Raw genomic sequence first — 13,968 nt, 5'->3', positions numbered from 1 at the left:
CTCACCTCCCCTGCACGCGTTGCATGAGCACACGGAAGAAACGTTCGGGCCACCAGCGCTTGAGGCGCCAGGCCTTGCGCACGACCGCGGTCGGCAGGATCAGGAACTCGCCGCGCGCGACGCCGCGATAGACCGCGTCGGCGATGTCGGTCGGGCTTTCCTTCGCATCACGCATGAGCGTGCGTGCGGTCTCGAGCCCGCGCGGATCGGCGGCGCGGAAGTTCTCGAGCAGGTTGGTCTGGAAGAATGACGGGCATACCACCGACACACCCACACCGCTGCCGTGCAGCTCCGCGCGCAGGCTTTCCGAGAACGCGACGACGGCCGCTTTCGCGGTCGCGTAGGCGACCATGCCGGGCGGGCCGGCGAGTCCCGCGAACGAGGCGATGTTGACGATGCGGCCTTCGGCCTGCTCGGTCAGCACGGGTCCGAACAGGCGGCAGCCGCGCACGACGCCGAGCAGGTTGATCTCGAGCATCCAGCGCCAGTCGTCGATCGGCGTGGTCAGCGCCGAACCGCTTGCGGCGACGCCGGCGTTGTTGATGACGAGGTCGACGCCTTCCCACGCGGCCAGCACCAGGTCGCGCAGCCCCTCGAACGAGTCGTCGTCACCGACATCGACATGCAGCGCCATCGCGCCGATGCCGAAGCCGGTGATCAGCGCGACCGTCTCCTCGGCGCGCTCGAGCCGGATGTCGGCGCAGGCGACGCGCCAGCCGGCTTCGGCGTAACGGAACGCGAGGGCGCGGCCGAGGCCGCTGCCGGCACCGGTGATGAGGACCCGCCTGGACGCTTGGCGCATGGCGCTTTTTCCTTCTGGATCGCCTATGCTCGCAGAATTGTGGCCGGCCGGGCGGGGCGCGTTCAGCCACGTGGCGCCGGCACCCGGTGCGACCCCGAAAGCCCACACGAGAACGCATGCGCTGGTCCGACTTCACGCCTGATGCCGAGTCCCGCTTCCGCGTCGCGCTGCTGACCGTGGCCGTCCTCGCGAGCGCCCTGTTCCCGTACTGGATCATGCAGCGCAACGCGCAGCAGACCGCAGAGGCCTCGTCCTGGGTCGTGCACAGCAGCCAGGTCAAGGAGACCGTGCACGAGCTGATGTTCACGATCCGCGACCTCGAGACGCTCGCGATGGCGCTCTACGTGGGCCTGCCGTCGGACGGCGCGATCGAGCTCTACCGCAAGCAGCGCACCCACATCGCGCCGCTGCTCGCGACGCTGATCGCGTCCACGCGCGACAACCCCGACCAGCAGGCGCGCAGCGGCAACCTCGAGGCGATCCTGCAGGGCCGCCTCAAGCTCATGGACACCGCGATCGAGCAGTTCGGCATCAAGAACTACGATGGCGTCGGTGCCGCGCTGACCCAGGCGCGACAGCTGTTCCAGTTCCGTGCCGTCGCCGAGGACATCCTCGCCGCCGAGACCGCGCTGTTCGCGGACCGCGAGGCCAAGGCCAAGTCTGCCGAACGCGGCGCGCGCTGGGCCACGGCCGGCGTGCTGTTCGCCCAGCTGCTGCTGCTCGGCGCGGTGATCTTCGTCTCCGAGCGCCAGGTTCAGCGCCGCCTCACCGCCGAGACGCGCATGGCCCAGGCCGTCGCGCGTTCGCGTGCGATCGTGCAGACGATCCGCGAGCCGATCCTGCTGCTCGACAAGCATCTGCGCGTGATGACCCTCAACGCCGCGTTCCGCGAGGTCTACGGCCTCGACGAGGACGACGAAGGCACCGGCCGCGCGCTCGCCGAGATCGGCGAAGGCGCCTGGGCCGACAAGGTGCTGCACCAGCGCCTCGCCGACGTCGCCACCCGCAACCGCGAGCTGTGGGACTACGAACTCGGCCAGCGCACCGTCGAGGGCGTCGAGCGCATCGTCCTCGTCAACGCGCGCCGCATGGCGCTGCCCGAGCGCGACGAGCCTGCGGTCGTGCTGACCGTCAACGACGTCACCGCGAGCAAGCGCGCCGAGGCGCAGATCCGCGACCTCAATCGCGAGCTTTCGGGCAAGGTCGAGCAGGTCTCCGAGGTCAACCGCGAGCTCGAGTCGTTCAGCTACTCGGTCTCGCACGACCTGCGCGCACCGCTGCGCCACATCGCCGGCTTCGCCGACAAGCTCGAGCGTCACCTCGGCGACGCCGCCGACGAGCGCGCGCACCACTACCTCGGCGTCATCGGCGATGCCGCGCGGCGCATGTCCGCGCTGGTCGAGGACCTGCTGCTGTACTCGCGCCTGGGCCGCAATGCGATGCGCTTCCAGCCCGTCGACATGCAGGCGCTCGTCGACGAGCTGCGCAGCCTCGTCATGACCGATGCGGGCCATCGCGACATCACCTGGACGGTCGGCGGCCTGCCCCTCGTCATGGGCGACGAGAACATGCTGCGCCAGGTCTGGCAGAATCTGCTCGGCAACGCGGTCAAGTACACCTCGCGCCGCGAGCACGCCACGATCGAGGTCGGCGTGACGCAGTCCGACGACGAAGGCACCGTGTTCTTCGTCCGCGACAACGGCGCCGGCTTCGACATGGACTACGCCGGCAAGCTGTTCGGCGTGTTCCAGCGCCTGCACAAGGGCACCGAGTACCCCGGCACCGGCATCGGGCTCGCCAACGTCAGGCGCATCGTCGCGCGCCACGGCGGGCGGACTTGGGCCGAGGCCAAGCCCGACCAGGGCGCCACCTTCTATTTCTCGCTGCCCGTGGGCGGCGCCAGCCAGAGTCCCAACGGAACCACGCCATGAACCGTGACATCCGCACCATCCTGCTCGCCGAGGACAGCGCCGCCGACGCCGAAATGGCCATCGACGCGCTGCGCGAAGCCAAGCTCGCCAATCCCGTCGTGCACGTCGAGGACGGCGTCGAGGCGCTCGACTACCTGTTCGCGCGCGGCGCGTTCGAGGGCCGCGGCAAGGGCAACCCGGCCGTCGTGCTGCTCGACATCAAGATGCCGCGCCTCGATGGCCTCGAGGTGCTCAAGCGCATGCGCGCCGACGACAACCTGCGTCGGGTGCCCGTGGTGATCCTGTCGTCGTCGCGCGAGGAAAGCGACCTCGTCGCGAGCTGGAACCTCGGCGTCAACGCCTATGTGGTCAAGCCCGTCGACGTGTCGCAGTTCTTCCAGGCCGTCCAGACGCTCGGACAGTTCTGGGCCGTGCTCAACGAAGCACCCTGACGAGAGGCGTGCATGGCGACTGCTTCGGGAGAGGCCCCGCTGCGCATCCTCGTCGTCGAGGATGACCCCATCGACGCCGAGCTCGCGATCGACGAGCTGCGCGACGACGGTCTCGCCTTCGAATCGCGCACCGTCGACGACGAAGCCGGCTTCCGCGACGCGCTCGAGACGTTCCAGCCCGACATCGTGCTGTCGGACCTCGCGCTGCCCGGATTCAGCGGCTACCACGCGCTCGACATCCTGCGCGCGCAGTGGCCGCACATGCCCTTCATCTTCGTCTCCGGCACGATCGGCGAGGAAGCCGCGATCGAGGCGCTCAAGCGCGGTGCCACCGACTACGTGCTCAAGGGCCGCCTCGTGCGCCTCGCTTCGGCGGTGCGCCGTGCGCTGCGCGAGGCGCAGGACTCGGTCGCGCGCGAGCGCGCCGAGGTCGAGCTGCTGCGCGCGCAGCGTTTCGAGAGCCTCGCCCTGCTCGCCGGCGGCCTCAGCCACGACCTGCGCAACATCCTGCAGCCGCTGCTTCTGACCTCGTCGCTGATCAGCGAGAGCGAGGATCCGGAACTGCGCAAGCACGGCGAGCTCGTGCGCGACTGTGCCAAGCGCGGCCTCGAGATGGTCGCCTCGATGCTTTCGTTCGCGCGTGGCGCGCGCGTGGAGATCGAGCAGGTCAAGCTCGCCGCGCTGTTCGACGCGCTCGCGATGCTGCTGCGCGGCAGCGTGCCGCGCAACGTCACGCTCGCATTCGAGAAGCCCGAGGACGACATCGTCCTCGAAGGCAACCAGACCGAGCTGCAGCAGTGCCTGCTCAACCTCTGCCTCAATGCGATGCAGGCGATGCCCGACGGCGGCACGCTGACGCTGGGCGCGGTGGCCTCGACGCTCGAAGCGGATTTCTTCCGCGAGGACGAGGCCAACGTGCCGGGCGCTTACCTCACGCTGCGCGTCACCGACACCGGCATCGGCATGCCCGAGGCCGTGCGCGCGAACCTGTTCCGTCCGTTCTTCACGACCAAGGCCGACGGTACCGGCCTCGGCCTGCTCTCGTGCAAGCGCATCGTCACCAACCACCGCGGCTACCTGCGCGTGCTCAGCGAGTCCGGCAAGGGCACGACGTTCGAGTTGTACCTCCCGCTGGCGCACGCACGCGAGAACGGTGCCGAGCCTGCGGCAGTCGCTCGCGGCCGCGGCGAGCGCGTGCTCGTCGTCGCCGAGAAGGCCGGCAAGCTCGCGATGCTGTTCGACGCGCTCGACCTCAACGGCTACGCCGTGACGACCGCGCAGAGCGGCACCGAGGCGCTGCAGAAACTCGACACGCTCGGCCTGCCCGAGCTGCTCGTCATGGACGCCGACCTCAGCCTCATGACCTTCGTGCGCACGCTCGACGCGCTGCTCGAACGCGACTACACCGGCCCGGTCATCCTGCTCGAACGCCGCGATGCGCCGGTCGATCGCGAAGGCCTGCCGCCGGACGTGCGCTTCCGCTTCATTGCCAAGCCCGTGGCCGTGCCCGAGCTGCTGCGCGGCGTGCGCGAGGAGCTCGATGCGGCGGCGGGTGACGGGGGAAGCTGACGCCGGCTTCGACGAAAGGAGTTCGACCATGCCGCGCCGCCCTTCCGACGAGAAGATCGCACGCTACGAAGCGCTCAAGCGGTTCTTCGTACACTGGGTGATGCATGTTTCGCCGTCACCTTTCCATGACGCGGCGCACCCGCATCATCCGGTCAACATGCTCGCGATGATCGAGCGCAAGGCATCGTTCTCGCAGGCATTGTCCGGATTGCGGCAAGCCGTCAATGACTCGCTCGAGGCCGCAGAAGACTGGACGGCCGATCGGATCCGGGCGGCGGATGCCTCGCTCGCCGGTGTCGGTGCGCCGACGCTTACGGAACTGCTCGTCTCGAGATCCAAGACCACGCGGGCGATCCTGCGACGTGGACATCTTCGAAGCGAAGCCGAGTACTACCTGGTCTCGGCCGTGGTGGCCGACATGAACTCGTCGAGACCTGCCGATGAGCTCGAACGCATGGGCGAGATGCTCTCGGCATTCGAAGCCCGCGCATCCGCCGGTGAGCACGACCATCTCGCTTGAAACCTGCTCCCTCGGGGCGAGGTGACGACTGCAGTGCGGTTCATGGCGAGAGCAGGTGGCGCTGGCTGCAAGTCGCGGAGATGCGGTGGTGTAGTGTCCAGCCGTCGTAGTCGAGACGGACGACCTCCGGCGCTACGCAAGGTGAGGGAAAGCCTGGTGCAGCGCGTGCTTTGAACACCGGCACGGATCCTCGGGACGCTAAGCCGTGTCACGAAGCGATATCAGGTCTGACTGCGCGGCCGGAGCCGCGATGTTCAAACAAGGCGCTCCAGGCGCTCGAGCGGCGGCATGGCATCCGGAGTGGATCGACCGTCGATCGACCATAGGTCCAGACCCGCGAGCAGCCCCTCGCGCTCGAACACGAAGGCGCCGTAGAGGTTGCCCTCGTCGTCGCGCCATCGATGGTCGGACAGGATGCGCATGCCGGCATTCGCCGGTTGCCGTCCATCGACGGAAAAATCGATGCTCGCGCATCCACAACCGCAGACGCCGGCGACACGGGCACGCTGCAACTGCTGCAGGTAAACGGTGTTGTCGCCATCGCCGTGCTCGAGCAGCCAACGAACCACGCCCAGCTCGTCGGGAGCCAGCGGACGATCGGTCCCGGTGCTCGAACGGAGGTGGCTCACCCTCCCATCAGCGCTTGTTCGCCGCCTGCTGCTGCGGCGTCCCGAACAGCACCTCGGGGCGCTGGAACAGCACCCATGAGGTCGCGATGTACTTGTCGCCACCCTTCGGCATGTTGCCGCGGTGCGTGTGCGTGTAGCCGGCCGGAGCGATCACGAGCGAGCCGGTGTCGGGCACGACCTTGCGCTGCTGGTGGACGAACTCGGTCTCGCCCTCGGCGAAGCCGTCGTTGAGGTAGACCGACCACAGCACGACGCGGTGCAGCGTCTCGCCGTGCGTATCACCCATCTTCGGGTACAGCTCGCAGTGCCAGTACGGATAGCCGCCCTGGTTGGCGATGTACTTCTGCAGGTTGATCGTGCCGGGACGGAAGCACTTCACGAGCAGGTGCTGCAGCAGGTTGTCGGGAAGTGCGCGCAGCGAGTCGGGATCGAGCATCGCGAGCTCGCCGGTCTTCGGGTCCGGCATGCGCAGCGACAGCGGCGCGAGCGCGACGTACGGGTACTTGCGCACGTAGCGCATGAGCGCGCCCATCATCGCGGTGTTGAGCGCGTTGACCGCGTCGCGCCACTCGGGATGGTCGTCGATCGTGATGTCCCAGCTGTCCTTGAGGCGCGTGTCGACGCCGCCTCCGGTGCTGCCGCGCACGGCCTTGCCGCTCGCGTTGAAGCGCTGGATCAGCGCACGGCAGACCGCAGGGTCCACCGCGCGCTCGTACACCTCGATGAAATCGTCCGCCACGTTCGCCCCGCTGGATGTGCCGTCAGCCGTGCATGCCACGCGATCGTGTCACGTCGCCGCCTCGCGGTGGTAGCGCGTGACGCGTTCGACCTCATCCTTCGAGCCGAGGAACACCGCGACACGCTCGTGCAGCTTCTCGGGCTGGATGTCGAGGATGCGCAGGCGACCGTCGGTGGCCGCGCCGCCGGCCTGTTCGACGATCATCGCCATCGGGTTGGCTTCGTACATGAGGCGCAGCTTGCCGGGCTTGTCGGGGTCCTTCATGTCGCGCGGGTAGATGAAGATGCCGCCGCGCGTGAGGATGCGGTGCACGTCGGCGACCATCGAGGCGACCCAGCGCATGTTGAAATCGCGCTCGCGCACGCCGGTCCTGCCGGCGAGAAGCTCCTCGATGTACTGGCGCATCGGCGGCTCCCAGTGGCGCAGGTTCGACATGTTGATCGCGAACTCCGAGGTCTGCTCGGGGATGCGCATGTCCGATTGCGTGAGCAGGAACGTGCCCTGCTCGCGGTCCAGCGTGAACGCGTGCACGCCGTCGCCGAGCGTGAGCACGAGCACCGTGCTCGAGCCGTACACCGCGTAGCCGGCCGCGACCTGGCGCGTGCCGGCCTGCAGGAAGGCCTGCTCGCCGGGCTCGATGTCGGCCGGGCAGCGCAGCACCGAGAAGATCGTGCCGACCGAGATGTTGACGTCGATGTTCGACGAGCCGTCGAGCGGATCGAACACGAGCAGGTATTCGCCCTTCGGGTAGCGGTGCGGGATCGGGTGCGGGTCGTCCATCTCTTCCGAGGCGAGCGCGGCGAGGTGGCCGCCCCACTCGTTGGCCTCGAGCAGGATCTCGTTGGAGAGCACGTCGAGCTTCTTCTGGGCCTCGCCCTGCACGTTGTCGGTGCCGGCGTTGCCGAGCACGCCGCCGAGCGCACCCTTGCCGACCGCGATCGAGATGCGCTTGCAGGCGCGTGCGACGACTTCGATGAGCAGGCGCAGGTCGGCGTTGATGCGTCCCTGGTCGCGTTGCTGTTCGAGCAGGAACCGGGTCAGCGAGATCGGCTTGGCGTCGGCCATCGGCGCGGTGTCCAGGACAGGGGGACGCCCATTGTCACGGGTTGCGCGCGGGCGCGCCACCGCGCGTGGCCAGCGCGAGTCGCACCGCCTCGAAACGCCGTCGTTCGGTCGCCGCGGACAGCAGTTCGCCTTCGATCGTCGGCGCGAGTGCGTCGGCGCCGGCACGGGCCTCGTCGAGGCGGCCCAGCGCGACGAGCGCTTCGAGCCGGCCGACGCCCGCAATCAGGCGCAGGTCGTAGGCGAGGCCGGGTTGCGTGGCGAGGCCGTCGAGGGCGAGCTCGAACTCGCGTTCCGCAGAAGTCGCGTCGCCGCGCGCGAGCGCGATGCGGCCGCGCTGCACGTGCACGTCGCAGCGCCAGGGATGGTCGGCCGGCAGGCGTGCCGCGAAGCGTGGCTCGACCGCGTCGAGCGTCGCCGCGGCCTCGTCGAAGCGGCCGGCGCGCACGCGTGCGGCGGCCAGGCGCAGCAGCTCGAATGCGGTGCGCTCGGCGTCCTCGCCACGCGTCGCGCGCGTGCGCGCGAGCACGTCGTCGAGCGTGGCCAGCGCGCTCGCGTGTTCGCCGCGCAGGCTGTCGACGCGGGCCAGGTTCGAGCGCGCGCGCAGCACCTCGGGGTCATCGGCCGGACGTGCCTGCGCGAGCGCATCGACCGCGCCGGCGAGCAGGTCGCGCGCATGCGCGTAGTCCCCGATCGTCGCGTAGGCGCTGCCGAGGTCGGCCTGCGCGATCGCACCCGCGACCGGATCGCCGTCGCGCACGTCGCGCTGGATGCGGAACGCCGCCTCGTTGTGGGCGAGCGCGTCGCGGAAGCGGCCGAGGCCGAGCAGGCTTTCGGCGAGGCGGTTCTCGAGCGAGGCGGTGATCGTGCTGGTCTCGCCGAGCGTCGTGCGCGCGATGCCGAGCGCGCGTTCGAGGCGTCCGCGCGCGTCCTCGTACGCCCCCTGGCACACGAGGATCGTCGCATGCGCGGCCAGCGCATCGATCAGCGCGGGATGCGCGGCAGGCAGGCTTGCGACGAGCTCGCGTTCGACCTGCGCGGCCTCGTCGCGCGCACGCGCGACCTCGCCGAGTTCGAGATGCACGAGCGCGAGCGTGCGCCGCGTCTCGGCGATGGCGAGCGCATCGACCGGCACGAGCTTCTCGCGCAGGCCGAGCGCACGCACGAGCAGCGGTTCGGCCGCGCCGGCGCGACCGGCCTCGAGCTCGGCCTGGCCGGCCTGCTGCAGCGCCGTGGCGAGCGGGGCGGGATCGCTCGCCGCGAAGGCCTCGCGCGCGGCCAGTGAGCGTCGGTATGCGGCAAGGCTGTCGTCGACACGATCGAGGTCGCGGTAGGCGCGGCCGAGCAGTTCGTCGACCTGGGCGCGCAGCAGCACGTTCTCGCGGTCGTCGCCGAGGATGGCCTCGCGCGCGGGCTCGAGCAGCTCGAGTGCGGTCTGCGGATCGCCGAGCGCGACGTGCACGCGCGCCAGTGTCGCGGCGAGCGGCGCGTGCAGGTCGCCACGGCCGGCGTCGGCGAGGCGCACGCGGCCGAGTGCGATGAGGTCGCGCGCGCTGAACGTGCGGCCGGCCGTGCGGTCCGGCGCGGCGGCGTCGAACACCGACAGCAGCATGTCGCGCGTCGCCTCGGCACGCCGTGCTTGCTCGATCGCGCGGTCGCGTTCGATCGCGAGCCGCCACACGAACACGGCCGCGACGACCACGGCGGCAAGCGCGGCGAGGCTGCCGAGCGGATGCCGCGCGACGAAGCGGCGCAGGCGGTAGCCGGCGCGATCGGGCGCGGCGTGCACGGGGCGCCCGGTGCGCAGGCGCGCGACGTCGGCGGCGAGCGCATCGGCCGAGGCGTAGCGGCGCGCCGGGTTCGCGTGCATGGCCTTGGCGACGACGAGGCCGAGGTCGCGGCGCATGCGTGTCGGCGCGCTCGCGTCCACGCCGAGATCGCGCAGCACGCCGCCGAGCGCGTGCAGGTCGCTCGCCGTCGTCGCACGGCCGCCGCGGCGCTGTTCGGGCGCCGCGTACGCGGGCGTGAACGCGGCCGTGATGCCGGCGTCGGCGGGATCGTCGAGCAGCGCGCCGATGCCGAAATCGAGCAGCACGGGATCGCCGTCGCCGCGCACGACCACGTTCGAGGGCTTGATGTCGCGATGCACGACGAGGCGCTGGTGGGCGTGCTGCACGGCCGCGCAGAGGCGCTCGAACAGGACCAGCCGCGACGCCAGCGGCAAGGCGTGGCGCGCGCACCAGTCGAGCAGCGGTTCGCCCTCGACGTGCTCGATCGCGAGGTAGGGCTGGTCGCCGTCGTCGCCGGCATCGAGCAGGCGCGCGATGTTGGGATGGTTGAGCTGGGCGAGCAGCTCGCGCTCGCGGGCGAGGCGGTGGCGTGCCTGCGCGGTCTGCAGGCCGCGGATGAGCTTGAGCGCGACGCGCTGGCGCGTGCCGCCGAGGCTGCGCTCGGCGAGGTGCACGCTGCCCATGCCGCCGCTGCCGAGTTCGCCGAGCAGGCGGTAAGGCCCGACCTGGCCGGGCCGCGCGGTGCTGCCCGCCGCATCGAGCGCGCGGCCGAGCGCGCGTTCGATCACGTCGTCGCGGCGGCTGTCGTGGGCGAGCAGGCGGCGCACCTCGGCACGCACGTCGGCATCGACGTGGGCCTCGGACAGCGCGCGCTCGCGCGCCGCGGCGGGCAGCGCGACGACCGCGTCGAACAAGGCCTGCACCGCGTCGAGGCGTGCCATGTCAGCGCTCGAGGCGGTCGCGCAGCCAGGCGCGCGCGAAGCGCAGGTCGCGCTCGACGGTCGGCACCGAGATCGCGAGCACCTCGGCGATCTCGGCCTGTGGCAGGCCGATCAGCAGCGCGAGTTCGACGACGCGGCACTTGCGTGCGTCCTCGCGCTCGAGCGCCTGCAGCGCCTCCTCGACTGCGAGCCAGGTGACGCCGTCGGGCATCGCGACGTCGGCCGCCGCATCGAGCGTGACGTGCACGGCATCGCCGCCGCGCTTGCCGGCGCCTTCGCGGCGCAGCGCGTCGACGAGCGCCTAGCGCAGCGCAAGCGCGGCGGTGCGGAAGAAATGGCTGCGGTCGATCGCCGACAGCGGCTCGCCGAGCAGGCGCTCGAAGGCCTCGTGCACGAGCTCGGTGGTCTGCAGCGGACGTCGTGCGGAGCCTGCCAGGCGCCGTGCGGCCATCGCCCGCAGTTCGGCGTAGACGAGCGACGCGAGCGCATCGGGCGCGGAGGCGTCACCGGCGCGCCACGCCGCGAGCAGTTCGGTGACGCTGCTGGCGGAAGGTGCGGTCATCACGGGGGCTCGATCGCGTCGCCTGCCAGCGTAGCGAAACCGCGCCGGCGCGGCCATCGCAAGGCGGCGTGATGGCTCGCCGCGCGCGTTTGCGTGGTTGGGAAGCGGCATCGCGCGGGCAGGGCGCACGGATGCCGGCCACCTGCAGGAGCACGCCATGACACCGTTGCACTCTATCCGCCGCTTCCGCGGTGCGGCACGCACGATCCTCGTCGCCACACTGCTCGCCGGCCCGGCGGCACACGCCCTCGATCCCGGCGAGGACGGCGCGCGCGTGCTGTTCCCGGTCACGACGACGGCCGACTCGGCGCATGCCGCCGCGCTGGATCCGCAAGGCCGGCTCACGCTCGCGGGGTATGCGAGCTCGCAGTCGCGCGTCGCGCTCGCACGCGTGGCGGGCCAGGCGTCCGATCCGGCCTTCGGCACCCAAGGCGTGATCACCTACACGCTCGGCACCAGCGGCGCGGTCGCGCTCGAGGCGCTCGTGCGCCAGCCGGACGGCCGCTTCGTCGGTTGCGGCGGCATCGCGAGGCCCGGCACCGGCAACGACTTCCTCGTCGTGCGCCTGCTCGCCGACGGCACGCTCGATCCAACGTTCGATGGCGACGGCATCGTCTCCACGCCTTTCGCGGGCACGATAGGCGCGACGCTCACCGACCGCTGCCTCGCGATCGCCGTGCAGCCCGACGGCCGCATCGTCGCGGCAGGCGCCAGCGCGCAGAACGGGCCGAACAACGTCGCCCTCGTGCGCTATCTGGCCGATGGTGCGCTCGATACCTCGTTCGGCAGCGGCGGGCGCGTCGTCGTCGACGCCAACGCGAGCGGCAGCGCCGACAACGAGGCGCGCGCGATCGTGCTGCAGCCGGACGGCCGCATCGTGATCGCGGGGCGCGCGTCGGGACCGGGCGGCAATCCGGACGTCCTCGTCATGCGCCTTCTCGCCAACGGAAGCCCCGATACGTCGTTCAACGCGACCGGCCGCGTGCTCACCCACATCGGAATCGAGGACACCGCGAATGCAGTCGCGCTGCTCGCCGACGGACGCATCGTCGTCGCGGGCTCGGCGTATCCGGTCGGCGTGTCGACCCGCGACCTGCTCGTCGCGCGCTACCTCGCCAACGGCAGCCTCGACGCGTCGTTCAACGGCAGCGGCCTCGTGACGACACCGATCGGTCCGGGCGACGACGTCGCGCGCGCGGTCGCGGTGATGCCGTGGGGCCGCATCGTCGTCGCCGGCTACGCGCGGCGCAGCACGACCACGACCGGCAGCGACGTCGCGGTCGCCGCCTACGAGCCGGACGGCCGTCTCGACCGCTTCTTCGGTCTCGACGGCCGCCGCATGATCACGTTCGGCAGCAACGGCGACGCGACGGCCTACGCGATCGTGACCGACCTTCCCGGCACGCGGCTGTGGCTGGTCGGCGATGCGTTCTCGCCGGTCGACAACCTCGATCTGCTCGCGCTCGAACTCGGCTTGCCCGACACTTTGCTGCGCACGGGCTTCGACGTGCAGGGGGCGCCGTGAAGCGCGGCGCGTGCATCGCCCTCGCGCTGGCGGTGTCGTGGGCGGCATGGCCTGCGACGGCGGGACCGCCACGCAAGCTCGTGCTCGATCCGCGCTTCGGTGAAGGCGGCATCGCGACGATGACCTGGCCGCTGTCCGGCGCGCAGCCGTGGACGCAGGTCGAGGCCTACGCGACGCGCCAGCTAGACGGTCGCTGGGCCACCGCGCTGTTCCAGTCCGATGGCGCGACGAATGTCGTCGATGTGGCCTGGTTCGAACCGAATGGCCGACCGACGCCCGCGCAACCCGGTGCCGGGGCGTACACGCCGATGGGCTTGCCGTTCCCGAACGTGACGTTCGCCGGCATCGTGCGCGCGAACGACGGCGGCCTGAGTTACGGCGGCAGCTTCCCGTTCAACGGCAATCCAGACGACATCGACTTCCTCGTGCGGCGCGGCAACGCGGACGGTTCGTTCGGTTACGCGGGATGCAGCGGCGGCTTCCAGCGCAGCTACGGCTTCGACCTCAACACGACACGCCCGGACGACTACGCCTACACGCACATCGCCGGCGTCGCCGGCACCGAGCTGCTCGGCGGCCAGGCGTTCTCGGGCGGCGACGAGACCCGTGGCGCAGTGCTGCGCGTGCTCAGCGACTGCACGCAGGATCCTTCGTTCGGCACGCAGGGCAAGCTCGTGCTCGACTTCAACCCGTTCCTCGTGGGCGCACCGCCACGCCGCTCGCGCGTGCGCAGCCTCGCGATCGACCGCTCGGCGCGCATCCTCGTCGGCGGTGGCGTGACCTACTCGACGTCGGCGACCGGTAACGGTGCCTGCGTCGTCGCGCGCCTGCTCGGCAACGGGAACCGTGACGGCAGCTTCGGCAACGGCGGTGCGGTCTATCTCGACAACATGACCTGGTCCTCGGGCAACTGGGTCTGCGATGTACGCAACGTGGTCGAGCAGACGGATGGCCGCATCGTCGTGCTGGCCGAATGGACGCTCTACCAGAGTGATGGGCAGCGATGGGGATGGTCGATCCTGCGGCTGCTGCCGGACGGGCGTGCCGATCCGTCATTCGAGGCCTTCACGACCGTACCGACCATCAGTGCGCGCGGACGCGTGCGTGGGCTCGCCGTGCTCGATGACGGTTCGATCGCGTTCGGGACGACGGCGGTGTCCGCGGAACAAGGCGTCACGACGCGTTCCCTCCACATCCTGACGTCATCGGGGGTCTTCCTGCCGACGTCCGAGTGGAACCGTTTCGATCCGGTCCTCAGCGGCCCGGACGGATTTCGCGCGACGATGATCCACGGCATCCACGTCGAGCCCGACGGTGGCATGACCGCCGTGGTGTCATCGGGCCCCGACTCGCAGCGCTTCCATGCGATCCACCTCATCCGCTACGTCGCCGACCGCGTGTTTCTCGGCGCGTTCGATTAGGTAGGTCGCGGGATGATGACGACCGGAATGCGGGCGCCAGACCTCA

The 13,968-nt window shown here is 70.6% G+C and carries 11 protein-coding genes and 1 pseudogene; 6 read left to right on the top strand and 6 right to left on the bottom strand.

The genetic code is table 11. The features are described 5' to 3' along the window. Position 1 precedes the first annotated feature (1 nt). Positions 2–802, bottom strand: a complete 801-nt coding sequence (locus tag ACQQ2N_RS06400) for an SDR family oxidoreductase (protein WP_440224865.1) — start codon at positions 800–802, stop codon at positions 2–4. A 116-nt stretch (positions 803–918) separates the two neighbouring features. On the opposite strand from ACQQ2N_RS06400, the gene ACQQ2N_RS06395 reads away from it, so the two are divergent. From ACQQ2N_RS06395 to ACQQ2N_RS06380, 4 genes are read left to right on the top strand one after another with little or no spacing between them, the layout of a single operon-like run. Continuing rightward, positions 919–2,733, top strand: coding sequence for a sensor histidine kinase (locus ACQQ2N_RS06395; protein ID WP_440224864.1), 1,815 nt, complete (start codon positions 919–921; stop codon positions 2,731–2,733). Continuing rightward, entirely contained in the window at positions 2,730–3,164 is a 435-nt protein-coding gene (locus ACQQ2N_RS06390; protein WP_440224863.1) for a response regulator, read from the top strand. The genes ACQQ2N_RS06395 and ACQQ2N_RS06390 overlap by 4 nt, the downstream gene beginning before the upstream one ends. A gap of 12 nt (positions 3,165–3,176) precedes the next feature. Next, positions 3,177–4,733: a response regulator gene (locus ACQQ2N_RS06385; RefSeq protein ID WP_440224862.1), complete on the top strand. Its 1,557-nt coding sequence runs from the start codon at positions 3,177–3,179 to the stop codon at positions 4,731–4,733. 28 nt (positions 4,734–4,761) lie between these two features. Further along, positions 4,762–5,253, top strand: a complete 492-nt coding sequence (locus ACQQ2N_RS06380; protein WP_440224861.1) for a hypothetical protein — start codon at positions 4,762–4,764, stop codon at positions 5,251–5,253. Positions 5,254–5,507: 254 nt separating this feature from the next. Here ACQQ2N_RS06380 and ACQQ2N_RS06375 read toward each other — a convergent pair whose 3' ends face one another. From ACQQ2N_RS06375 to ACQQ2N_RS06355, 5 genes and pseudogenes are all read right to left on the bottom strand, one after another. After that, the gene (locus ACQQ2N_RS06375) at positions 5,508–5,882 is read right to left on the bottom strand and encodes a hypothetical protein (protein WP_440224860.1); all 375 of its coding nucleotides are present in this window, start codon (positions 5,880–5,882) and stop codon (positions 5,508–5,510) included. Positions 5,883–5,889: 7 nt separating this feature from the next. After that, positions 5,890–6,621, bottom strand: a complete 732-nt coding sequence (locus ACQQ2N_RS06370; protein WP_440224859.1) for a 2OG-Fe(II) oxygenase — start codon at positions 6,619–6,621, stop codon at positions 5,890–5,892. A gap of 48 nt (positions 6,622–6,669) precedes the next feature. After that, positions 6,670–7,686 (bottom strand): class 1 fructose-bisphosphatase, encoded by a 1,017-nt coding sequence (locus ACQQ2N_RS06365; RefSeq protein ID WP_440224858.1) that lies wholly within the window; start codon positions 7,684–7,686, stop codon positions 6,670–6,672. A gap of 34 nt (positions 7,687–7,720) precedes the next feature. Next, on the bottom strand, positions 7,721–10,414 hold the full coding sequence (locus tag ACQQ2N_RS06360; protein WP_440224857.1) for a protein kinase domain-containing protein: 2,694 nt from the start codon (positions 10,412–10,414) through the stop codon (positions 7,721–7,723). 1 nt (position 10,415) lies between these two features. Beyond that, positions 10,416–10,976, bottom strand: a pseudogene (locus ACQQ2N_RS06355) (ECF-type sigma factor). Positions 10,977–11,133: 157 nt separating this feature from the next. Here ACQQ2N_RS06355 and ACQQ2N_RS06350 point away from each other — a divergent pair. Both ACQQ2N_RS06350 and ACQQ2N_RS06345 read left to right on the top strand, forming a co-directional pair. Continuing rightward, positions 11,134–12,501: a delta-60 repeat domain-containing protein gene (locus ACQQ2N_RS06350; RefSeq protein WP_440224856.1), complete on the top strand. Its 1,368-nt coding sequence runs from the start codon at positions 11,134–11,136 to the stop codon at positions 12,499–12,501. Continuing rightward, positions 12,498–13,922 (top strand): hypothetical protein, encoded by a 1,425-nt coding sequence (locus ACQQ2N_RS06345; protein WP_440224855.1) that lies wholly within the window; start codon positions 12,498–12,500, stop codon positions 13,920–13,922. The genes ACQQ2N_RS06350 and ACQQ2N_RS06345 overlap by 4 nt, the downstream gene beginning before the upstream one ends. The last annotated feature ends 46 nt before the right edge of the window (positions 13,923–13,968 follow it).

This window comes from Dokdonella aquatica (assembly GCF_051987395.1).
Classification (GTDB): Bacteria; Pseudomonadota; Gammaproteobacteria; order Xanthomonadales; family Rhodanobacteraceae; genus Dokdonella.
This window is presented reverse-complemented; position numbering and strand designations above follow the sequence as displayed.